Origin of the sequence: Ensifer sp. B1-9, from assembly GCF_050474445.1 — a bacterium.
GTDB lineage: Bacteria > Pseudomonadota > Alphaproteobacteria > Rhizobiales > Rhizobiaceae > Ensifer.
On record NZ_JBCHVG010000002.1, the window covers coordinates 325607 to 347105 of the forward strand.

Genomic DNA, 21499 nt, shown 5'->3' on the forward strand with positions numbered 1-21499 from the left:
GATGGCGGTCCGGGATTTCAAGAGGTCATTGTTATCGATTTTTGAACAACGCGTTCCGGCAATCGATACTACACATCCTCATCGTGAGGGACCATCTCAATAATCGGAAGGGCGCGGACCGCTCTTCTGACCGCCTCGATCGACTGAACGCCATCGGCAAGGGCCCCGCGTTCCGAGGGACGACCGATCCGGCCACGGATATTAGATGAAACCTCGTTCGACCGAACGAGCCTCCCAGGAGTGAAGATCATGAAAACTGCAATCCAGACCGCTCTTTCCGCCGCGCTCGTTGCAACCGCCATCCTCGGGGGCGCCTCCGCTGCCTTGGCCGGCGGCAGCTACTACGAAGGCGTCAGCCCGACGCCGCTCTATACCGAGCGCACGCCTGCCGTTACCGGCAAGTCGTCCTTTACCATCGGCAATTCTGAAGCCGGCTATGTCGACCGCACCAACACCGGTTCGGTGGTGAGCTACGGCGTTGCGCCGAAGAGCGTCCAGGGTGGCGAAGGCGAATATTATCAGGGCATCTCGCGCTGACTGCGATGAAGAGGGGGTGCGGGTTTCTGCCCGCACCCTTTTTCGAGGGATTTGATTGATCACCGCCGTGATCTTATGAAGCGGCCTCCCAAGCGCCCGAACGGGGTTAGCCCCGACTGTCCATCTCCACCAAGGAACAGATTTATGAAGAAGTCCATTGCCGCGATCCTCGTTGCGGCCGCCATGCTTGGCGGTGCGTCGGCCGCTGTGGCCGGCGGCAGCTACTATGAGGGCGTGAGCTCCACGCCGCTCTTTACCGGCCGCGCCGAGGCTTCCGCCGGCACCGGCGTCTCTGCGAGCACGACCAGCCGCGGCGACTACTACGCAGGTATCGAAGACCGATCCGTCGATGCGACGGCAACCGGTGCGATCGCCAGCAGCGGCGCCAAGGCTTTCGGCCGGACCGACGAAAACAAACAGTAAGTCACGCCAAACGGTTGACCGAACAGCCCGGTCCCGCCCCGCGGGACCGGGCTGTTGCGTTTTGGCGTTGCCAAAAGAGGTACATTGCCATGACAGAAAAAGTCGAGGTCGCCGAGCGGCTCTTCGATCTCTATCACTGCGTTCATCGCCTGGTGAACGCGTCGATGTCGGAGGAAGGCGTTTCGCTCGCGCGCAGCAAATTCCTGTTCTATCTCAACACGCTCGGACCCCGTCGCTGTGCGGAAATCGCCTCGGCGCTCGGCTTTGCAGCGAGAACCGTCACCGAAGCGATCGACGGACTGGAACGGGACGGCATGGTCGTCCGTGAAGCAGATCCGGAGGATCGCCGCGCGAAGACCATCTCGATTACCGATCGCGGCCGACTGGCACTGGAAGCGGCGCTGCAGCCACGTCATCGCACGATCGACGAACTGTTCTCGGCGCTCAACGATTGCGAGCGCACCGAGCTCTTCCGCCTGCTCGGCTGTCTCCGGGAGAAGGCGACGGAGATCGATGAGAACCGCCAGCCGGTCGCCGCCTGACGTGTGAGCACCTAAGCGGCGTTCTGACCGTAGATCTTGCCGCGGTCGCGGCCGAGTGTCGCCGAATAGCCGAGGATGCCGGCGCCATCGCGCGCTCCGGCGAGTGCGATCTCCGCCTGGATCAGGAGATCGGCGGTGGTTGATGCCGGCTGCGCGATGGTGATGCCCGCCGCAAGCGAGAGCGTCTCGGTGGTGTGCACGCGCCCGGGAAGGGTGACCTTCATTGCCTCTACGGATTGCAGGAGGCGCCGCGCAATGGCCTCGGCGTTTTCGGCGCTGACGTCCCGGCAGACAAAGGCGAAGTCCTGCTGGCCCACGCGGGCAACGAAGTCGTTTTTCTTGATCAACTTGCGAAACAGCGCCGACAGTTTGCCAAGCGCTTTGGCCGCAACCGTGCCGCCATGGTGGTCAGCCATCTCGCGAAGCCCCTCCACGGAGACGAGAAGCAGGGCGACCGGTTGGTCGATCCGCTCCGTTTCGAGAATGGAGTCGAGCTTCGCTGAAAGTGCCAGCCGATTCGGCAGGCCGGTGGCAGGGTCACGGGTGAGTGACCGACGGCTTTCGGCCAGATCGCCGTCAAGTTCGACGAAGCGTTGTGCGCCGTTTTCCAGGAGGTGCCGCAGAGCGCTCTCTTCGTTCATCAATCGACCCGCCGCTTCTCGCAGCCGTATGGCAGCGTCGGCGAACTCCGTAAGGCGGGCGACGGGATCTTCTGCAAGACGACCGGCGAAATGATCGAGTTCGTTCTTGAACGCTTGTTTCTGCGCCAGCGCAAGCTTGAGCTTGCTGGCCATGTCGGCGAGGGCTTCCTGGGCTTCGGCTCTCGCCCGGTCCGCGGCGAGAGAAGCGTGGGAGACGAGGCGATGCTTGAGGCCCAGCGCGTCCAGCGAGTCCTGTTGTGGGTTGTGCCCGAGCGCGCCAAGCTCCCGGGAAAGCTGCGGCAAACGCCCGGACAGTGCTTCGTAGAAAAGCTCGTAATTGCGGGGCAGGGCAGCAATGCCATGCGCGGACATTGCGTGGGCCACCTTCAGAATGATCGCTGCCTGCCTCGCCTGCGATCGGCTGGCGTCCGCCGGAACTTGCCTGGTCATTCTGTCGGTCCTCGATGTCTGTCGGATGCTGATGTCCGGATCGAGGAACACTATGGAAGGGCTGCATTTAAGGGAGTCTGAAGATTTCGGGTCACTGCTCGTTCCCGCCCGGTATGGTTGCTGAATTCCATCTGCTCGCGACGCGGCGCAACCGGGAATCGCATGCCAGCTGACAGCCGTCAGCTCGGTAAACTTTATACTTGACGCCTTTAGTCACCAATTATATTCGGCGCTGCTAAATCGGGCATCGGAGCCCGCGGACAACAGCGACGGTCAAGGATGTCCCTCTCGTTCATTGCGGATCTGGCGAAATGGGGTGACCGCGCGGCGCTGGTCTTTTCCGGGCAACGGATCGTCACCTATCGGGAACTCGGCGAACGGGTTGCCCGCCAGGCGCTCGCCTTCAGCGGTTCACGCGGACTGGTGGCGATCGAGGCCGAACTTTCCGAACATGCGATCATCGCTTACCTGGCGGCACTGACTGCGGGACATGCTGTGGCCATGCAGGCTCCGAAGTCCGGCGCTGTCGGATCCTGGGTCGATGCCTTCGAGCCCGACTACGGCTTTCGCCGGATCGATGGCCGCTGGCGCGCGGAGTATGTGCGGCAAGACGGCAGGGCGCCGCATCCCGAGCTGGCGGTGATGCTCTCCACCTCCGGCAGCACCGGTTGCGGCAAGGCCGTCCGCTTGTCCCGGGAAAACATCGCGGCAAATGCCGCTTCCATCGCAGAATATCTCAGCCTGACGGCGGATGATCGCGGTTGCCTCATCCTGCCGCTTCACTATTCCTATGGTCTGTCGGTGCTGAACTCTCACCTGGCGGTTGGAGCAAGCCTCTATATTCCCGGTGGGTCGATCCTCGATGCCGGCTTCCTCGATGGTCTCGCCGCAAGCGACAGCACAAACCTTGCGGGCGTGCCCTATTCCTACGAATTGCTGGAGAAGGTGGGCTTCCGCGAACGGCGGTTCCCGCATTTGCGCTTCATGACCGTCGCCGGCGGTCGGTTGAGCCCGGAGATCATACGTCTCTATCACGACCACCTTCGCGCCCAAGGCGCATCGTTCTTTGCGATGTACGGCCAGACGGAAGCCACCGCGCGCATAGCCTTCGTGCCGCCGGCGGCACTTGCCGGCAATGAGGAGAGGATCGGCATAGCCATCCCCGGCGGTCACCTCTCGATCGAAAACGAGAACGGAGAGTCGATCGAAAGTCACGGCGTGACGGGCGAACTCGTCTATCGCGGCCCGAATGTGATGATGGGGTATGCCACGTCGCGCAAAGATCTTTGTCGCGGCGCGGAGCTTACCGAACTGCGCACCGGTGACCTCGCGATGCGCCATGCCGATGGCCTGTTCCAGATCGTCGGCCGCATGAAGCGGATTTCCAAGATTGCCGGCCTCAGGATCGCTCACGATGGGCTGGAAGCGGCGCTCGAAAGGCGCGGCATCGTAGCAGCCGTAGTCGGCGACGATGCCGGCCTTCATGCTTTCTATGCCGGCGGTCGTGATGCCGAGGAGATCAGACGGTTCCTCGCGCAAGCGAGCGGGCTGACGCTCGCGCATCTCAAGGCCACGCCCCTTGCCGAAATGCCGCGGCTTTCCAGCGGCAAGGTCGACTTTAACGCGCTCAACATGGCTGCCCGCCAGGCGGCGGCGACTGTCGACGACGACAGCGGCGGCATCGAAGAGCTTTTTGCGCAGGTCTTCTATCCGAAGAGGGTGAAGCGCTCCGACAGTTTTGTGTCGCTGGGCGGCGATTCCCTGCGTTTCGTTCAGCTCTCGATCGGTCTGGAAAAGGCGCTGGGGCAAGTTCCCGATGCCTGGGAGATCTTGTCGATCGCCGAGTTGTCGGCGCAGGAGCGCCGTGAGACCGCCACGCGAAGGATCGGGATGGACCTGCTGATCCGGGCATTGGCGATTCTGCTGGTCGTCCTGCACCACGAATTGCTTTGGCCCATCCCCGGCGGCTCCGCAGCCATGGTCGTTCTCGCAGGCTTCAGCCTCGCCCGCTTCCAGATGGGGCCGCTTCTGGCCGGAGATGGCCCGGCCATCCTGCGTCCGCTCGCCCAGGTGCTGGTGCCTTACTATCTGATCGTCGCTGCCTATGCGGTCGCCTGGGGCGAGGTGCCCTGGGCGTCGGTCTTCCTCGTCGGCAATTTCGGTGTGGCCCTGCCGGAGGCACACGGCATGGTGCCGTATCTCTACTGGTTCATCGAAGCCTATTGCCAGATGATGCTCGTCTTCGTCGGGCTCTTCGCGATCCCGCAGTTCCGGCGCTTTGTTTCGGCGAGGCCCTTCGCCGCCGGCATGGCCCTGCTGTTTGCCGCTCTCGTCGCCAGGTTGGCCCTGCCGTTGCTGTGGCCGATCGGCAATCGCCAGATCTTCACTCTGCCATGGATTTTCTATCTCGCGGTCATCGGCTGGTGCGCGGCGGTCGCCGAAACCGGCAAACAACGCCTGCTGCTGATGTTGTCCGGCGCCGCGGCGTTCCTGTTCTTCGGTCTATACGAGGGGATCTGGATCGGGACGAAGATCAAATACCTCCTGCAAATCGCCGTCCTGGCAGCGCTGCTTTATCTGCCGCGCATCAGCCTGCCGCGCTGGTCGGCGCAGCTCGTCCTGCCTCTGTCGGCGGCAGGCTTCCACATCTACATCCTGCACCGCTTCGTTCCCGAACTGCTGATGCTGCCGCTGCAACCGGCGCTGCCACCGGTTGCGTTTTCGATCCTGTCGATCGTTGGCGGCATCGCGCTCGGCCTGGCCGGGTGGCTCGGCCAGCGTCAGCTTCTAAAGAAGCTTGCGGAGTGGCGGGAGCGCGAACTCCGGCCGCTACGATCGCTCGGATTCGGGACGCTGCGCTTTCCGCTACGCCCATTGTGACCCGTCAGTCCTGAGGAAGTAGGCCAGGTCCAGCGTCACGGACGGCTGGCCGAGTGCGGTCAGCGTCGCATGCGCCTGTCCACGGTGATGAGTCTGATGGTTGAAGAAGTGCCCGAGCGTCGGCGCCAGCTTCTGCGTGATAACCGTCGGGTTGGTGAGTGGCGTGTAGGTGAGATCGGCGCGGAGGCGTTCCTCGCTCAAGCTGTCGATCCAGGCAATGATGCGTTCGTCCTCGGCGTTGCGAGCGGTGGTGAGCGCCGGCAGATCGCCGTGCAGGATCGTATCGAGCGCAGTGGGGGCATCACCCTCGTGCGTAAAGCGTTTCATCCACACCCGATCGGCAACGAGGATATGATTGAGGGTCGCCAGCAGCGAGCCGAAGAAGGCGCCGCGGTTTTCCCGCAATTCGGCATCGGTCAATTCTGCCGCAGCGGCATAGATCAGGCGGTTCGCCCAGCGGTTATAGCCGGCGAACATGCGAAAGTGCTCGAGCATTGGGTATCTCCTTCAAGGGGCGGCGACGCTAACTCGAAACTGCATTTCTGTGGCTGATATCACTCATGAAATTTACTGATTTGATGACGCCGCCGATTTGTCGTTCAACGGGACGCCAACCGACCGGGAGTCTGTATGTCGAGAAAACTCTATTCGCTTTGTGGGTCCGACAGGACGCGTCCCTTCTCGCCGCATGTGTGGAAGACGAAGATGTCGCTCGCGCATAAGGGGCTCGATTTTGACGTCGTGCCGATCGGCTTCACCGAAATCCCAGGCGTCGAGGACGGGGCCACGACGCTGGTGCCGCTGTTGCGTGACGGCGAACGGCTGGTGAAGGACAGCTTCGACATCGCCCTCTATCTCGAAGAGACTTATCCGGACCGCCCGCTGCTCTTCGCCGGTAAGGGTGCGAAGGCCACCGCCCGTTTCGTGGAGGGCTGGTCGCAGACGACGCTGCATCCCGCCATCGCCCGCATCATTATCCAGGACATTCACGATAGCCTTGATCCGGTCGATCAGGCCTATTTCCGGCAAAGCCGCGAAAAGCGCTTCGGCATGTCGCTGGAAGCGGTCGCCGAAGGCGGCCCGGCTGCCCTTGCAACATTCGCCGAAAAGCTCGAGCCGCTTCGCCACATGCTGAAGTTTCAGGATTTCCTGGGTGGCGCGGAACCGCTTTTCGCCGACTATATCGTCTTCGGGGCGTTTCAGTGGGCGCGCATCGTCTCGCCGCAAAGCCTGCTTCAGCCAGGCGATCCCGTCACCGACTGGTTCGAACGTTGCCTCGACCTGCATGGCGGCCTCGGACGGACTGTAACGGCTGCATGAAACCCGCTCGGCTCGAGCCGAATCATCGGCGGGCCCCCTTGTTTTGCGCGGGATTGGCGGCTAATGAACCGCCACTTCTCAAGAAACAAGGGATTTGAGCCAATGGCTATTGAACGTACCTTCTCGATGATCAAGCCGGACGCGACCAAGCGCAACCTGACCGGCGCCATCACCAAGATGCTCGAAGATGCCGGCCTGCGCGTCGTCGCCTCCAAGCGCGTCTGGATGAGCCGTCGCGAAGCCGAAGGCTTCTACGCCGTTCACAAGGAACGTCCGTTCTTCGGCGAACTGGTCGAGTTCATGTCCTCCGGCCCGACGATCGTTCAGGTTCTGGAAGGCGAAAACGCAATCGCCAAGAACCGCGAAGTCATGGGCGCCACCAACCCGGCAAACGCTGCTGAAGGCACCATCCGCAAGGTTCACGCCCTGTCGATCGGCGAAAACTCGGTTCACGGCTCGGATGCCCCGGAAACCGCTGCCGAAGAAATCGCCTACTGGTTCTCGGGCACCGAGATCGTTGGCTGATTCAAAATCTCCAGTTTGAGCCGCAACGGCTTGAATTGACTCGGATTTGAGCCGGAGCGGAAACGCTCCGGCTTTTTGTTGCCGGTCGCTTACACCGGGCATTTCGCGGTCTCGAAATGCTCCGGCGCCTTGCCGCCGCGGAAGACCTCCGGGTTCTTGTCATAGGCCGGGCCCTCTACCAGGGCCTTGGCCGGCATGATGTCCTGATCGACGTCGGAGGTCACGGTGGTTTCGAGTTTCTGCAGCGACTGTCCCTCCGGCCCTTTGACCTCGATCGTCACCGCATAGGGACGGTCCTTCTTCACGCAGGTCACGTCGGGACTTTCCAGCACCACCTTCTCCAGCTTCGGGAAGAGCTTGCGTTCCAACGTCAGCGCGTCGCCGCCAGCCGGGTTTTCGAAGCGCGCGACCACGATGCTGCCATCCGGGACCGGCTCGGTCTTCGAGAGCGTCACCATGTAGGTCGCATAGGCGAGGCGATAGTTGAAGACGAACATCTTGCCCGTCAGCTTCAGCGGATCCGGTCCGGTCTCGCGCTGACAGCCGGTGGTGGCGAGTGTGACGGCAAGTGCCGCCAAGATCCCGGTCATCCTTGTCATAGGCCTGCTTCTTCCCTGTTGCGATGGTAGTGGCGCTTGGCCTTGTTGCGATTGCCGCAGACCGCCATGTCGCACCAGGTCCGGCTGCGGTTGCGGCTGCGGTCGAGAAACAGCCAGCCGCAATTCGGGCAGATCTTCAGCCGGTCGGGCTCGGGGTTGGCGGCAAGGCTGAGCGCCGAATGCGCGGTTGCGGTGTCGAGCGGAAGCGCGCCGCCATGCGGAACGGAACCGCGCAGAACCACCGCGATTGCCTCCAGCAAGTCGGCCAGGAACTCCGGCCGGCCACTGTTCGATATCTCCGCGCGAAAGTGTCGATCGGTTGCCTCGCGCAGCCGCAGCAGCCCGACGCGGTGTTCGGCCGCGACCGGCACCAGCGGACCGAAGCGGGTGTTCTCCGCTCCGAAACGGTTGGCAGCTTCCGCAAAGGAATCGATCGCTGCAACGTCGGCGAAACGGTCGATCCGGCGCTCGGGATCGAAGCGCAGGACGATGGAATTGGCCACGTCCAGCGCCAAGGCGCCGCCGGCAAAACGATGGGCTGTCCAGGTGAAGGTCATGCGAAAATCCTAACTGGCAAAATTGATTTTACCAGTTATATTGATCTTGTCACGCTCCGGATGCGCCATGCTCTATTTTCTGCAGCAGCTCGCCAATGCCGTCCCTGTCGCCGCGCTTTATGCGGCGCTGGCCTTTGGCTATGCCATCGCCTTCGCCGTGACGCGCCGGGCGGATCTCACCTATGGCGCGCTCTTTGCCTTCTCGGGCCAGATGTTCGTGCTGTTTGCGGATTTCGGCTGGAACCGGCTGTGGCTGGTGCTGCCGGCCGCCCTCGGCCTCGGCGCGGCGGCGGCCTTGAGTTTCGGCCTTGGCGCCGGGCTCGTTGCCGGGCGATATGTCATGCGGCCGCTCGCCTTTTCGTCAGCCAACACCGTCGTCGTGGCCTCGCTCGGCTCCCTGCTGGTCCTGATGGAAACGGCGCGGCTCGCCTCCGAGACGCGCAGCCTTTGGCTGCCGCCGTTCCTGAACGGCAACATCGTCTTCTGGGACGATCCGCGCTTTCCAGTGACGCTGACGGTCATCCAGCTCGGCAACATCGTGCTCATGGCCGCGGTCGTGGCAGCCGGACACTGGTATCTCACGCATTCACGGGCTGGGCGGTTCTGGCGCGCAGTATCGGAGGATCGGGGCGCTGCGGCGCTCTGTGGCGTCGATGCCGCGACTGTTTATATCGTCGCCTATGGCGCGGCGTCGCTGATCGCTGCCTTCTGCGGCATTCTCGCTGCGTCCTACTACGGCAACATGGATTTCGGCACGGGACTCACTTTCGGCGTCAAGGTGCTGTTCATCGCCGCGATCGGTGGCCAGGCCTCGCCGCTCTACGCCGCACTCGGTGCCGCCGGGGTCGGCCTGCTGGAAACGCTGTGGAGCGCCTATGGTCCGATCCTGTGGCGCGACTTTGCGATCTTCGGTTTTCTCGTGCTCGTGCTCGCGGTGACGCGCAAGGAGAAGATCATTCCCTGACTGGTGGATGGGCCACGGGTGTTCCGTGCCAGCGCAGCGTTATTTCGTCGACCAGCGCTCCCGCGCCGTGTCGTCGGCATCCTTGGCGCTGACCCAGCCGCCGCTGGTCCCGTCGCCAAGGTGCTCCTTCTTCCAGAAGGGCGCAGAAGTCTTCAGGAAATCCATGATGAAGTTGGCGCCGTCGAAGGCAGCCTGCCGGTGCCGCGAGGCGGTGACCACCAGCACGATGTTTTCGCCGGGCCTGATCTTGCCGTAGCGGTGGATGGCGGTCGCGGCCTGCAGCGAGAAACGCTCGGCCGCCTCGCGGCAGATGCGTTCGATTTCCGCCTCGGCCATGCCCGGATAATGTTCGAGCTCGAGGGCGGCAAGCGTGCCCGCTTCATCGCGGCAAAGCCCGGAAAAGGTGACGACGGCACCGATATCGGCCCGTCCCGCCGAAAGTTTCGCGACCTCGCCATTGAGGTCGAAGTCCTCGCGCTGAACGCGCACGGTCACCGGCGCGCTCATTGCCTCAACCACCCGTCATCGGCGGAAACAGGGCGATCTCCCGGGCGCCGGCGATCGGCTCGCGATGGTCGACATGTTCCTGGTTGATGGCCGCGCGGATGACGTTTTCATGTTCGAGCGCCGCCTCGTACTCCTCGCCGAGCGTCTTCAGATGCGTGAGCAGGTCGGCAATGGTGACGACGCCGGCGGGAACGTCCAGCGTCTCTTCGGCCTTGCCGATCCGCTCCCGCACCCAGGAGAAATAGACGAGATTGACGGTGCTCATTCGTTGACCACGTGCTTGAGGCCGGCGCGGAAATAGTCGTAGCCCGTGTAGAGCGTAATCCCGGCGGCGATCCACAGGAGCACGATACCCGCTTCCGTCGTATAGGGCAAAATCTTGTCGCCGGCGGGACCTGCCAGCAGGAAGGCGATGGCGACCATCTGGATCGTCGTCTTCCACTTGGCGATGCGCGTCACCGGAACGCTGACCTTCAGCGCAGCCAGATATTCGCGCAGGCCGGACACCAGGATTTCGCGGCAGAGAATGATGATCGCGGCCCAGATCGACCAGCCGGCAATCGTCTGATCGGCGGCGACGAGCAGCAGGATCGAGGCGACCAGGAGCTTGTCCGCAATCGGGTCGAGCATGCGGCCGATGTTCGACGTCTGGTTCCAGATGCGGGCGAGATAGCCGTCGAAGAAATCGGTGATCGATGCAACGATAAAGAGCGTGACCGCCGTCCAGCGTGCGAAATCCGAACTGTGCAGCCGACCCTCGACGAAGAAGCAAAGGACGATCAACGGCACGATCAGGATTCGGAAATAGGTGAGCAGGTTCGGGATGCTGTAGGCGACAGGCTTGGCCATGGATTCGTGTTCTCTGGTTCGTCAGGTACAGAATGACTTTGCTGGCCGGAGGTCAACAGGTCATCGTCGGCAACTGTCATATTTGCCCTATTGCATGTGAACGCTGGGTGAATTGTGACACCCGGTTTTCATTTAGCAGCATCGTCGTGGAAATGTTCATAGACTAGCCGGGCCACCGTTTCGGAAATGCCCGAGACGGCCATGAGGTCGCTGATGCCGGCGCGCGAGACGGCCTTGGCAGTGCCGAAATGCGTCAGCAGCGCGCGCTTGCGCGTGGGCCCGATGCCGGCGATCTCATCGAGCGGGTTCTTGACCATCTCTTTCTTGCGGCGGGCGCGGTGCGAGCCGATGGCGAAACGGTGTGCTTCGTCGCGCAGCCGTTGAATGAAATAGAGCACCGGATCGCGCGGCGGCAGGGTGAAACTGTCGCGGCCGAGTGCGAAGAAGCGCTCGCGTCCCGCGTCGCGGTCGACACCCTTGGCGACGCCGATCGCCGTCACGCAGTCCTCGACGTCGAGTTCTTTGAGAATGGCGCGCACGGCGGTCATCTGGCCCTGGCCGCCGTCGATGAGGATGACATCCGGCCAGGCGGGGAAGGCGCCATCATCGACAGCCTCGGCGCTCCTGTCCGGTTTGCCTTCCTCCTTCAGCAGTCGCGAGAACCGCCGCGTCATCACCTCGCGCATCATGCCGAAGTCGTCGCCCGGCGTGATGTCGGTCGATTTGATGTTGAACTTGCGGTACTGCCCTTTGACGAAGCCTTCCGGCCCGGCCACCACCATGCCGCCGACGGCATTGGTGCCCATGATGTGGGAGTTGTCGTAGATCTCGATGCGGCGCGGCACGCGCTCGAGCTTGAAGGTTTCCGAGAAGCCCTCGAGCAGGCGCGATTGCGAGGCGGTTTCCGCCAGCTTGCGGCCATGGGCTTCGCGTGCATTGGCAAGCGCGTGGTCGACGAGATCCTTCTTCTCGCCGCGTTGCGGCACCTGGATCGCCACCTTGTATCCGGACTTCTCGCTGAGCGCCTGGCCCAGAAGTTCCTGCTCCTCCACGGCCTCGCAGAGGAGGATCTGCCGGGGGCAGGGTTTGTCGTCGTAGAACTGGGCCAGGAACTGCGAAAGCACCTCGGCCGCCGGGAGCGACGGGTCGGCCTTCGGGAAATAGGCGCGGTTGCCCCAGTTCTGGCCGGTGCGGAAGAAGAAGACCTGGATGCAGGATATGCCGCCCTCGTGGTGGATGGCAAAGACGTCCGCCTCCTCGACGCCGGCGGGATTGATGCCCTGGTGGCTCTGCACGTGGCTCAGCGCCGCCAGGCGGTCGCGATAAAGGGCCGCCCGTTCGAAGTCGAGGTTCTCCGAAGCCTCGCTCATGGCGGCGGCGATGGTCGCCTTCACCGCCTGGCTCTTGCCGGACAGGAAGTCCTTGGCCTCGCGCACCAGCTCCGCATAATCCGGATCGCTGATTTCGCCGGTGCAGGGCGCCGAGCAGCGCTTGATCTGGTAGAGCAGGCAGGGCCGCGTCCGGGTCTCGAAGACGCTGTCTGTACAGGTTCGGAGCAGGAAGGCCCGCTGCAGCGAATTGATCGTGCGGCCGACCGCGCCGGCGGAGGCGAAGGGTCCGAAATAGTCGCCCTTGCGGCTGCGCGCGCCGCGGTGCTTGTAGAGCGCCGGCGCGCGGCTGTCGCCCGTGACCAGAATATAAGGAAACGACTTGTCGTCGCGCAAAAGCACGTTGAAGCGCGGCCTGAGGCGCTTGATCAGGTTCGCTTCGAGAAGCAGCGCCTCGATCTCGGTGCGCGTCGTCACGAACTCCATGTTCGCCGTTTCGCGGACCATGCGGGCGATGCGGTTGGAGTGGCCACGCCCCTGGGCGTAGTTGCTGACGCGCTTCTTCAGGCTGCGCGCCTTGCCGACATAGAGAACGTCGCCGGCCTCGTTGAACATGCGATAGACACCGGGCCCGTTCGGCAGGAGCTTGACGAAGGCCTGGATCAGTTCCGCGCCCTTCAATCCCGCGGTCTCGACGCGATTCTCGTTCCACGCGACAGGCGTGGCGGCGCTTTCGCTTTCCGCGACCTCGATCAGATCGTCGTCGTCTTCCGCCTCGGTGCCGTCATAGAGGATGCCGCCGTCTGTCGGCACGCGTCCGTTCATTCCACTATCTCCCTGATATCGGGCGTTTCCCAGGCGAGGTGCTGGCCCCCGTCGAGCGCGATCATCTGTCCGGTAATCGACGGCGTGTCGAACAGGAAGCGGATCGTCCGTCCGAATTCGTCGAGCGTCGGCCCGCGTTTGAGAATCAGGGCTTCGACCTGTGCCTCAAAATCCTTCGGGTCCTGCCGCTCGTTCGGCAGCGTCGGCCCGGGGCCGATACCGTTGACGCGGATGCGCGGGGCGAGCGCCTGCGCCATCGTCCGGGTAGCCGTCCAAAGCGCCGACTTGGACAACATATAGGAATAAAAGCGCGGATTGGGAGCCCAGACGCGCTGGTCGATCACATTGACGATGAGCCCATGGGCGTCCGCCGGAAGCAATGCTGCGAAGTCGCGCGCCAGCAGGGAAGGGGCCTTCACATGCAGGGCGAAGTGCTGATCCCAGATTGCTTCGTCGAAAGCGTCGAGACTGTCCTTCTTGAACACCGAGGCATTGTTGACGAGCAGATCAAGCGGGCCAAGTGCCTCTGCGGCGCGTGCGATCAGCGTCGAAGTCTCGGCCGTATCGGTGAGGTCGGCGCGAAGCGCGACGGCCTTCGTTTTGCCTTTCGAGAGGGTCTCGACCAGCGCTTCCGCTTCGGCAAATGAGGCGTCGGCGTGAATGGCGACCGAAAAGCCATGGGCCGCGAGGTCCTCAACTATAGCTTTGCCGATCCGCTTGGCGCCCCCGGTCACGAGGGCCGCCTTCCGTGCTTTCTTCAACGTTTCATCCCGCATTTTCGAATCTTCGCGTCAGCGGACGAAGATATAGGCAAGAAACGTGAGCCTGAAACACTCCCTGACAGTTCCTTGCGGAAAAATTAATGGAATTGGCGTAAATTGTATTATTTTGAAGTCTTATAGTATATCTTTCGTTAATCTTGAATTATGGTTAACAAATTCCGTGTGGCGCCAAAGCAACATCAAATTTTGGGCGTGTTTGCGCCACCAAAATTTCACATTTTGGCTCTTGTGAATCCTCATTTGCTGGCCAATTTCAGCTCAACCGGGCGGGTTAATTGAAAGTTGTCCGATGTTTCACTGTGGGACCCCAAGCCCAGGGGGCATCGGTACGAAAAGGAGAATATTTATGCGTACGCTCACCACCACCCTCATGGCTTCCGCTATGACCCTCATCGCCTTCCAGGCCGCCCAGGCTGCTGATGCGATTGACGAAGTTCCGGCTGCTCCGCAGGCCGAATACACCGAGCCGGCAGTCAAGAACTGGTCGGGCGCCTATGTCGGTGGTACCGCCGATTGGCACCATGGCCAGCATGACGCGACCGGCAGCAACACGGCAGCCGGCTTCGGCGGTGGTCTCTACGGCGGCTACAACATGCAGAGCGGTCAGATCGTATACGGCGGTGAAGCCGATATCGGCTACTCCGGCCAGGATTCGAGCAAGGGTGACCTGCGCATGAAGCAGGGCGTCAACGGCTCGCTGCGCGCTCGCGTCGGTGTTGATCTGAACCCGGTTCTGCTTTACGGCACCGCCGGTCTCGCCGTTGGTCAGGCCAAGGCCAGCATCGGTGGCGCTTCCGACAAGAACACCATGGTCGGCTGGACGGCCGGCGCTGGTGCGGAAACCTTCGTCACCGACAACATCACCGCACGTGTCGAGTACCGTTACACGGATTACGGTTCGAAGGACTTCAACGTCGGCGGCACCAACGTCTCCTCCGGTTACGACGAGCACAGCGTTCGCGTCGGTATGGGCGTGAAGTTCTGATCGGCTTCTGCCAGATCATAAAAAGGCCGGGGAGACCCGGCCTTTTTCATGTCCTGTCTTTTTCAAACCCGTCGCTCAAGCCTTGAACTTGGCATAATCGGGGAAGTGCTTTTCGAACTTTGCCGGCCAGTTCTTGAGCTTGGCGCGGCCCTTCTGCCATTCGCCGGTAAAGCGCAATTCGATGTAGCGCAGCATCGCCGCAAGGGCGAAATGGCCGGCATGGAGCTTGGCCCCGGTCTTCGGCAGGTTGGCATTCAGATGGTCGAGGCTGCGTTCGACTTTTTCCCATTGCCGGTCGATCCAGGGCTGGTGCACCTTTTCCGGCGGGTGCGAACGTTTCTCGTAGACGATCGCCAGCAGGCTGTCGCAGACACCGTCGCATAGGGCCTCGAGAAGCTCGACGTCGGTGCGCTTTCCGGCATTCTTCGGATAGAGCTTGCCCTTGGTTTCCCGGTCGATGAAATGCGTGATCGCACGGCTGTCATAGATTGCCCGGCCGTCATCGAGGATTAGCGTCGGGATCTTGCCGAGCGGATTGTTGTCGACGAGCTCCGGCGGGTTGGCGTTGGTGTCGGTTAGAACGCTTTCGGCCGGGAACCCGACATAATGCGCCGCCATGCGAACCTTGTTCGAATAGGGCGAGGCGGGCGAGTACAGTATCTTCATCGAACGTCTTTCTTCTGGTGCGGGCAATTCCCGGCGCTACGCCGGGAGTCGCGTAAAAACAAATACCTATGGAGCCGGAGGCAGTGAAACGCTGTCCTTCGGGCATGCCTGGCGATCGACCGCCGGGCAGGATCGGAAATTCAGCGACTTGTCGAAGCAGACCCGGATTTCTTCGAGCCTGTTGCCTTCGCACGTAACCGCGACCGCATCTTTCGTCATGCCGGGGTTTTTGGCGACGAGCGCGCTTTCGATTGCGTTGACGGACAAATTCGTTTGCTGCCGGGGAGGCGAGAGCTCCGAGGGCAGGGCAAGTCTATTCCAGGCCGCGCGCGTGACAACGAAATAGTCTTCCTGGCTGAGGCCGGAACAGGTGCCGTGCTTGCGCCATTGATGGCCGATCAGCCCCATCGACGGGATCAGGTCGAGATATTGTTTGCCGAGAGAGGCGGGCACACGATCGGACTGTCGCGTCGGGCAGAAATCCGGATAGCCCTTTTCGTTCTGAGGCCAGAGGCCGTGCACAATCAGCCCGCGGTTGCTGCCCGTCTCGCATTGGCTGGATTTTCCGTTGGGGTCATTGTCGCCACACCAGGTCGGCGACCAGGAGAGCGAAAGCACATAGAAATCGAAGCCGCTGCCGACCGGCACCGCGGTGATCGCTTTCGTGGACTGCGTTCCGGTCGCGGCCGGCGCCTTCTCGGCGTTCTGATCGCTGCAACCGACCAGGCTGGCCGCAACGAGAAGCGCCGGCAGAAGCCGGCGCGCATCCCGGATTGCTTTCATGGTTAGCGGAGCGAGGCGCAATGCGCGCCGTAGACATACCAGGGATCAAGCCCGCCGACACAGAACTCGATGCTTCTGCCGACGCCGGCGAAGCCCCAGGGACGTTCGATGAGATAGTAGAGCGAGCGCTGCTGGCCGTCGTTCATGACCGCCGTGGCGTAGCAATATTCACGCTCCACCAGATGCGTCTCGTCGCGAAGCTCTTGCCGGTTCTGCCCCATGTCGCGGATCTCGGCGATCGACAGATTGGCGTGCAGATAGTTTGCATCGCGGTATTCGAAGCGCGAGGTGATGAAACCGAGCACCGAGGTTTCACTGCAAACCCCTGCGTTGTAGGACTGTGCCTGGCTGCTGCCGATATAGTCGGCGGCGGATGCGCCCGGCGCTGTGGCGCCGGCGAGGGAAAGCGAGATGAGAAGCGTTGCTGCGAGCGTGCGAGTCATGGGCGTCTCCCTATATCGTCACACGAGATTGCGGTGTGTCGCGCCCGTCCGTCAAGCCCCTCGGGTTGCCTGTTCTTCGCTGCGAAGCCAGAAGCAGCGTGCGGAGGCGAAGCGATCCTGCGCCAGCCGTGCTTTCAGGAACGGCAGCAGCAGGTCGAGCTCGCCCTTCAGCGTAAAGGGCGGGTTGACGATGATGAGGCCGGAGCCCGAAAGGCCGGTGGTTTCGCGGTCGCTGCGGACCGACAGTTCGGCGCAGAGCATCTTCGGAATCTCGAGTGCCTTCAGTGCTTCGTGGAAAGCCTTGATCGGAGCGCCCTGCTTCAATGGATACCAGAGGCAATAGATGCCGCCGGCAAAGCGCCTATGGGCGCGCGCGAGGCCATCGACGAGGCGTTCGTACTCGCCTTCCTTCTCGAAAGGCGGATCGACGAGGATCAGCCCGCGCTTCTCTTTCGGAGGCAGATGCGCGCCGAGGGCCAGCCAGCCGTCGAGTTCGGTGATGCGGCTCTGAAAATCACCGTCGAAGAGCCGGTGCAGGGTCTCGTAGTCCTGCGGATGCAGCTCCATTGCCGAGAGCCGGTCCTGCGGGCGGAAGAGCATGCGCGCCAGCTTCGGCGAGCCGGGATAGAGCGTCAGCTCGGCGCCGGGATTGAGCGTACGAATGGACGAAAGATAAGGAGCGAGGATGGCGGCGATTTCTGCGGGCAGATCACCATCGAGCAACCGGCCGATGCCGTCGCGCCATTCGCCGGTTTTCTGTGCCTCTTCGCTGGAGAGATCGTAGAGCCCGATGCCGGCATGGGTGTCGAGCACGCGGAACGCCTTCTCCTTCTGCTGGAGATAGGTGACAAGCCGGGCCAGGACCGCATGTTTCAGGACGTCGGCGAAATTGCCCGCGTGGTAGATGTGCCGATAGTTCATGAGCGCCGCCGATGGCCGTGATCAATTGTTTCGATGGATGAACGATTGGCTCTTTGAGCCCGTTTGTCGATGCCATATAGAAAAGCCATGAACGTTGCGACCCCCATCAAAGCAGAAAAATCGATCGGCCATTCGGTCTGTCCGCACGACTGTCCCTCCGCCTGCGCGCTGGAGGTCGACCTGACCGCCGAAGGGCGCATCGGCCGCGTGCGTGGCGCATCCGCCAACACCTATACCGCCGGCGTGATCTGCGCCAAGGTGGCGCGCTATTCCGAGCGCATCTACCATCCGGGTCGTCTTATGGTGCCGAAGCGCCGCAAGGGCGCCAAGGGCGAGGGCCACTGGCAGGAGGTGAGCTGGGAGGCGGCGCTCGACGAGATCGCCGATCAGTTCATCCGCGCTGAACAGAAACACGGGGCGGAGGCTGTCTGGCCGTATTTCTATGCCGGCACCATGGGCCAGGTGCAGCGCGACTCCATCGAGCGGCTGCGCCACGCCAAGCGCTATTCCGGTTTCTTCGGCTCGATCTGCACCAACATGGCCTGGACCGGCTTTACCATGGCGACCGGCGCCTTGCGCGGCCCCGACCCGCGCGAGATGGCAAAGGCCGATTGCGTGGTGATCTGGGGAACGAACGCGGTCGCGACCCAGGTCAACGTGATGACGCACGCGGTCAAGGCCCGCAAGGACCGCGGCGCCAAGATCGTCGTCATCGACATCTATGACAATCCGACGGTGAAGCAGGCGGACATGGGCCTGGTGCTGAAGCCCGGCACCGACGCAGCACTTGCCTGTGCGGTCATGCACATCGCCTTCCGCGACGGCTATGCCGACCGGGCCTATATGGCGGAATTCGCTGACGATCCGGCCGGGCTCGAGGCGCATCTCCAGTCGCGCGGGCCCGAATGGGCATCCGCCATCACCGGTCTACCGGTCGAGGAAATCGAAGCCTTCGCCAGACTGGTCGGCACGACGCCCAGAACCTATTTCCGCCTCGGCTACGGCTTCACGCGCCAGCGCAACGGCTCGGTCGCGATCCATGCTGCCGCCTCCGTGGCGACGGTTCTCGGTTCCTGGAAGCATGAGGGCGGCGGCGCCTTCCACTCCAACAACGACATCTTCAAGCTCGACAAGCGCGAGCTGGTCGGCTCGGCCTTCCACGATCCGGATGTGCGCATGCTCGACCAGTCACAGATCGGCCGGGTGCTGACCGGTGACGCCGAGGCACTGCGCCATCGCGGCCCGGTGACGGCGATGCTGATCCAGAACACCAATCCGGTTAACGTCGCGCCGGAGCAGCGGCTGGTGAAGCGCGGTTTCCTGCGCGACGACCTGTTCGTCGCCGTGCACGAGCAGTTCATGACAGATACGGCTGATGTCGCCGATATCGTTCTGCCGGCCACCATGTTCCTCGAACACGACGATCTCTATCGCGGCGGCGGCCACCAGCACATCCTGATCGGCCCGAAAGTGGTTGAGCCGCCGTCGACCGTGCGCACCAACCTCTTCGTGATCGAGGAACTGGCCAAGCGTCTGGGCGTCGCCGGCCATGCCGGCTTCGGTCTCACGGAGCGCCAGCATATCGACCGGCTGCTTGCCAATTACGGCATCGGCTACGAGGAGATGAAGCAGGAGAAGTGGCTCGACTGCCAGCCGGCCTTCGAAGAGGCGCATTATCTCAACGGCTTCGGCCATCCCGACGGCAAGTTCCGCTTCAGGGCGGACTGGGCGGGAACGCCCGCGCCGAACCGGCCGCCGAAGTCCATGGGCATTCAGGGGCCGCACGCTGAATTGCCGGAGTTCCCTGACCATGTCGATCTCATCGAGGTCGCCGACGCCGAGCATCCCTTCCGTCTTGCGACCTCGCCGGCGCGCTCCTTCCTCAACTCGACCTTTGCCGAGACGCCGTCCTCGATCCAGAAGGAAGTGCGCCCGGAAGTGATGATCCATGCCGCGGACGCCGAGGCGCTCGGCATTGCCGATGGTGATGTCGTTCAGCTTGGCAACCAGCGTGGTGAGATCCGCCTGCACGCGAAAATCGGCGGTGGTACGCGCCGCGGCGTGGTGATCGCCGAGGGGCTGTGGCCGAACGGCGCCCATCTCGGCGGCGAGGGGATCAACGTTCTGACCGGCGCCGATGCGGTGGCGCCCTATGGCGGTGCCGCTTTCCACGACAACAGGGTCTGGGTAAAGCGCGCGCCCTAGATCATCGCACGACGGTAACCCGGAGGCCTCATGAGCGGCGACCACCAGCATGCCGATGTCAGCAACACGCCGGTCTCCCGGCTCTGGGCTTCGCTCGGCCTGACCGGCGGGTTCATGCTGGCCGAGGTCGTCGGCGGTATCCTGACCGGTAGCCTGGCGCTGATCTCCGATGCCATGCATATGCTGACGGATACGGCGGCACTCGCGATCGCGCTCGTTGCCATCCAGATCGGCCGCCGCCCGTCCGACCTGCTGCGCACCTACGGCTATGCGCGCTTCGAGATCCTGGCGGCCGCCTTCAATGCCCTGCTGCTGCTCGCCGTAGCCTTCTATATTCTCTACGAAGCCTGGAAGCGCTTGTCGGAGCCGCAGGAGATCCAGTCGGCCGGCATGCTGGTGATCGCCGTCATCGGCCTCCTCGTCAATCTCGCCTCGATGCGGCTGTTGACCAGCCACAAGGACGAGAGTCTCAACGTCAAGGGCGCCTATCTGGAGGTCTGGTCCGACATGCTCGGTTCGCTCGCCGTCATCGTCGGCGCGGTGGTCATCTGGTTCACCGGTTGGCAATGGGTGGACTCGCTGCTTGCCGTCGGCATCGGCTTCATGGTCTTTCCGCGCACCTGGGTCCTGCTCAAGGAATGCGTCAACATCCTGCTCGAAGGCGTGCCGCCCGGCATGCGGCTCTCCGATGTCCACGCGACGATCGCCGCCGTGCCCGGCGTCGCCTCCGTCCATGATCTTCACCTATGGGCAATCACCCAAAGCCAGCCGTCGCTGACCGCCCACGCAGTCCTTGCCGATGGCGCCGATGGCGAAACGGTGCGCCGGGCGATCGAGACGCGGTTGCGCCAAGAGTTTGACCTTCACCACACGACCTTGCAGATGGAGCGCGAAGACCGTGCCGCAAAGGAACACGTTCACTAGAGCATCCTGCTTTCAGGTGGTATCACTTGAAAGTAGAAAGATGCTCTAGAATCAAAGCGCTAGAGCGTCCTTTGTGCGTTCATATGAACGCACGGCGCTCTTGGGGCGGAGCGGACGGATTGCCCCCGCCAATGAAGGATTTCGCATGAGCACACATCACGATCCGCGCGTCAGGATCATCGGCCGCCGCACGCTTTGGGACGGGTTCATCCATCTCGAGGAAGTGACGCTCGAACAGGACATGTCGAATGGCGTGACCGCGACGCTGAAGCGAGAAGTGCACGATCACGGCAGTGCGGCGACGATCCTGCTCGTCGACACCAGGCGGCAGAGCGTGGTGTTGGTACGGCAATTGCGCGTTCCCGTCCTTTTGCAGGGTGACCCGGCCTATATGATCGAGGCGGTAGCGGGGTTGCTGGACGACGATACGCCCGAAATCGCGATCGCCCGCGAGGCATTGGAAGAAACCGGCTACCATGTCGAGGGCGCCACCCATCTTTTCGATGCCTATATGAGCCCAGGCGCGATCACCGAGCGCACCAGCTTCTTCGTCGGCCGTATCGACGTTAACGAGAAACGCGGCGACGGCGGCGGGCTTGCGCATGAGGGCGAGGACATCGAAGTTCTCGAAATAGCGCTCTATGAGGCCTTCGCGATGATCGCCACCGGCGAGATCTGCGACGCCAAGACGATCATGCTGCTGCAATGGGCAAGGCTCAACCGCCACGAACTCATCGGCTAAATCATTGTTTTGTAAGAACATAATTTATTACGGATATTTCACTTTTTGATCCGTATCGGGTAGGCTAAAGCGCTGGTGTCCTCATCATCGACATGGGCGCT

24 protein-coding genes are annotated in these 21499 nt (G+C 62.5%); 11 read left to right on the forward strand and 13 right to left on the reverse strand.

Annotated features, from left to right (window positions below; all coding sequences use genetic code 11):
• Positions 1-249 precede the first annotated feature (249 nt).
• From ACQ5BM_RS04790 to ACQ5BM_RS04800, 3 genes are all read left to right on the forward strand, one after another.
• Complete coding sequence (locus tag ACQ5BM_RS04790; RefSeq protein WP_173516076.1) at positions 250-537, forward strand: hypothetical protein; 288 nt, start codon at positions 250-252, stop codon at positions 535-537.
• Positions 538-681: 144 nt separating this feature from the next.
• Positions 682-960, forward strand: a complete 279-nt coding sequence (locus tag ACQ5BM_RS04795; RefSeq protein ID WP_429808471.1) for a hypothetical protein — start codon at positions 682-684, stop codon at positions 958-960.
• 89 nt (positions 961-1049) lie between these two features.
• Positions 1050-1502: a MarR family winged helix-turn-helix transcriptional regulator gene (locus tag ACQ5BM_RS04800; protein ID WP_429808474.1), complete on the forward strand. Its 453-nt coding sequence runs from the start codon at positions 1050-1052 to the stop codon at positions 1500-1502.
• Between the two features lie 11 nt (positions 1503-1513).
• On the opposite strand, the gene ACQ5BM_RS04805 is transcribed toward ACQ5BM_RS04800, so the two are convergent.
• Positions 1514-2593 carry a GGDEF domain-containing protein gene (locus tag ACQ5BM_RS04805; protein WP_429808477.1) on the reverse strand — a complete coding sequence of 360 codons (1080 nt, stop codon included), beginning with the start codon at positions 2591-2593 and terminating at the stop codon, positions 1514-1516.
• 279 nt (positions 2594-2872) lie between these two features.
• Here ACQ5BM_RS04805 and ACQ5BM_RS04810 point away from each other — a divergent pair, with 279 nt between their 5' ends.
• Positions 2873-5473: an AMP-binding protein gene (locus ACQ5BM_RS04810; protein WP_429808480.1), complete on the forward strand. Its 2601-nt coding sequence runs from the start codon at positions 2873-2875 to the stop codon at positions 5471-5473.
• Here ACQ5BM_RS04810 and ACQ5BM_RS04815 read toward each other — a convergent pair.
• Positions 5459-5968, reverse strand: coding sequence for a DinB family protein (locus ACQ5BM_RS04815; RefSeq protein WP_429808483.1), 510 nt, complete (start codon positions 5966-5968; stop codon positions 5459-5461). The genes ACQ5BM_RS04810 and ACQ5BM_RS04815 overlap by 15 nt on opposite strands.
• A gap of 135 nt (positions 5969-6103) precedes the next feature.
• Here ACQ5BM_RS04815 and ACQ5BM_RS04820 point away from each other — a divergent pair, with 135 nt between their 5' ends.
• Complete coding sequence (locus tag ACQ5BM_RS04820) at positions 6104-6793, forward strand: glutathione S-transferase family protein (protein WP_429808485.1); 690 nt, start codon at positions 6104-6106, stop codon at positions 6791-6793.
• A gap of 102 nt (positions 6794-6895) precedes the next feature.
• A complete protein-coding gene (gene ndk / locus ACQ5BM_RS04825; protein WP_153441477.1) occupies positions 6896-7318 on the forward strand; it encodes a nucleoside-diphosphate kinase in 423 nt (140 codons plus the stop codon).
• 89 nt (positions 7319-7407) lie between these two features.
• Here the strand turns inward: ndk and ACQ5BM_RS04830 are convergent, their stop codons facing one another.
• Positions 7408-7908 carry a hypothetical protein gene (locus ACQ5BM_RS04830; protein WP_429808936.1) on the reverse strand — a complete coding sequence of 167 codons (501 nt, stop codon included), beginning with the start codon at positions 7906-7908 and terminating at the stop codon, positions 7408-7410.
• Positions 7909-7913: 5 nt separating this feature from the next.
• A complete protein-coding gene (locus ACQ5BM_RS04835; RefSeq protein WP_429808488.1) occupies positions 7914-8474 on the reverse strand; it encodes a CGNR zinc finger domain-containing protein in 561 nt (186 codons plus the stop codon).
• Between the two features lie 67 nt (positions 8475-8541).
• Here ACQ5BM_RS04835 and ACQ5BM_RS04840 point away from each other — a divergent pair, with 67 nt between their 5' ends.
• Positions 8542-9438, forward strand: coding sequence for a branched-chain amino acid ABC transporter permease (locus ACQ5BM_RS04840; RefSeq protein WP_429808491.1), 897 nt, complete (start codon positions 8542-8544; stop codon positions 9436-9438).
• Between the two features lie 39 nt (positions 9439-9477).
• Here ACQ5BM_RS04840 and ACQ5BM_RS04845 read toward each other — a convergent pair whose 3' ends face one another.
• The 5 genes from ACQ5BM_RS04845 to ACQ5BM_RS04865 all read right to left on the reverse strand — a co-directional run bounded on the left by ACQ5BM_RS04845 (position 9478) and on the right by ACQ5BM_RS04865 (position 13708).
• Positions 9478-9945: a molybdenum cofactor biosynthesis protein MoaE gene (locus tag ACQ5BM_RS04845; protein WP_429808494.1), complete on the reverse strand. Its 468-nt coding sequence runs from the start codon at positions 9943-9945 to the stop codon at positions 9478-9480.
• Positions 9946-9949: 4 nt separating this feature from the next.
• Positions 9950-10210, reverse strand: a complete 261-nt coding sequence (gene moaD / locus ACQ5BM_RS04850; RefSeq protein WP_429808497.1) for a molybdopterin converting factor subunit 1 — start codon at positions 10208-10210, stop codon at positions 9950-9952.
• Positions 10207-10794: a CDP-diacylglycerol--glycerol-3-phosphate 3-phosphatidyltransferase gene (pgsA, locus tag ACQ5BM_RS04855; protein ID WP_429808499.1), complete on the reverse strand. Its 588-nt coding sequence runs from the start codon at positions 10792-10794 to the stop codon at positions 10207-10209. Before pgsA ends, moaD begins: the two co-directional genes overlap by 4 nt.
• 128 nt (positions 10795-10922) lie before the next feature.
• On the reverse strand, positions 10923-12947 hold the full coding sequence (gene uvrC / locus ACQ5BM_RS04860; protein ID WP_429808501.1) for an excinuclease ABC subunit UvrC: 2025 nt from the start codon (positions 12945-12947) through the stop codon (positions 10923-10925).
• On the reverse strand, positions 12944-13708 hold the full coding sequence (locus ACQ5BM_RS04865; protein WP_429808504.1) for an SDR family oxidoreductase: 765 nt from the start codon (positions 13706-13708) through the stop codon (positions 12944-12946). The genes uvrC and ACQ5BM_RS04865 overlap by 4 nt, the downstream gene beginning before the upstream one ends.
• Before the next feature lie 367 nt (positions 13709-14075).
• Between ACQ5BM_RS04865 and ACQ5BM_RS04870 the strand changes: the two genes are divergently transcribed.
• Positions 14076-14714: an outer membrane protein gene (locus ACQ5BM_RS04870; RefSeq protein ID WP_429808507.1), complete on the forward strand. Its 639-nt coding sequence runs from the start codon at positions 14076-14078 to the stop codon at positions 14712-14714.
• Between the two features lie 75 nt (positions 14715-14789).
• On the opposite strand, the gene ACQ5BM_RS04875 is transcribed toward ACQ5BM_RS04870, so the two are convergent.
• From ACQ5BM_RS04875 to ACQ5BM_RS04890, 4 genes are all read right to left on the reverse strand, one after another.
• Positions 14790-15380: a glutathione S-transferase gene (locus ACQ5BM_RS04875; RefSeq protein ID WP_429808510.1), complete on the reverse strand. Its 591-nt coding sequence runs from the start codon at positions 15378-15380 to the stop codon at positions 14790-14792.
• A gap of 66 nt (positions 15381-15446) precedes the next feature.
• The gene (locus ACQ5BM_RS04880) at positions 15447-16163 is read right to left on the reverse strand and encodes a ribonuclease T2 family protein (RefSeq protein ID WP_429808513.1); all 717 of its coding nucleotides are present in this window, start codon (positions 16161-16163) and stop codon (positions 15447-15449) included.
• 2 nt (positions 16164-16165) lie between these two features.
• Positions 16166-16606, reverse strand: a complete 441-nt coding sequence (locus tag ACQ5BM_RS04885) for a hypothetical protein (protein ID WP_429808516.1) — start codon at positions 16604-16606, stop codon at positions 16166-16168.
• 51 nt (positions 16607-16657) lie between these two features.
• Positions 16658-17527 (reverse strand): 23S rRNA (adenine(2030)-N(6))-methyltransferase RlmJ, encoded by an 870-nt coding sequence (locus ACQ5BM_RS04890; RefSeq protein ID WP_429808519.1) that lies wholly within the window; start codon positions 17525-17527, stop codon positions 16658-16660.
• A 69-nt stretch (positions 17528-17596) separates the two neighbouring features.
• On the opposite strand from ACQ5BM_RS04890, the gene ACQ5BM_RS04895 reads away from it, so the two are divergent.
• The 3 genes from ACQ5BM_RS04895 to ACQ5BM_RS04905 all read left to right on the forward strand — a co-directional run bounded on the left by ACQ5BM_RS04895 (position 17597) and on the right by ACQ5BM_RS04905 (position 21398).
• Entirely contained in the window at positions 17597-19732 is a 2136-nt protein-coding gene (locus ACQ5BM_RS04895; RefSeq protein WP_429808522.1) for a molybdopterin-containing oxidoreductase family protein, read from the forward strand.
• 30 nt (positions 19733-19762) lie between these two features.
• Complete coding sequence (locus ACQ5BM_RS04900) at positions 19763-20656, forward strand: cation diffusion facilitator family transporter (RefSeq protein ID WP_429808526.1); 894 nt, start codon at positions 19763-19765, stop codon at positions 20654-20656.
• Positions 20657-20801: 145 nt separating this feature from the next.
• Positions 20802-21398 carry an NUDIX domain-containing protein gene (locus tag ACQ5BM_RS04905; RefSeq protein WP_429808529.1) on the forward strand — a complete coding sequence of 199 codons (597 nt, stop codon included), beginning with the start codon at positions 20802-20804 and terminating at the stop codon, positions 21396-21398.
• Positions 21399-21499 lie beyond the last annotated feature (101 nt).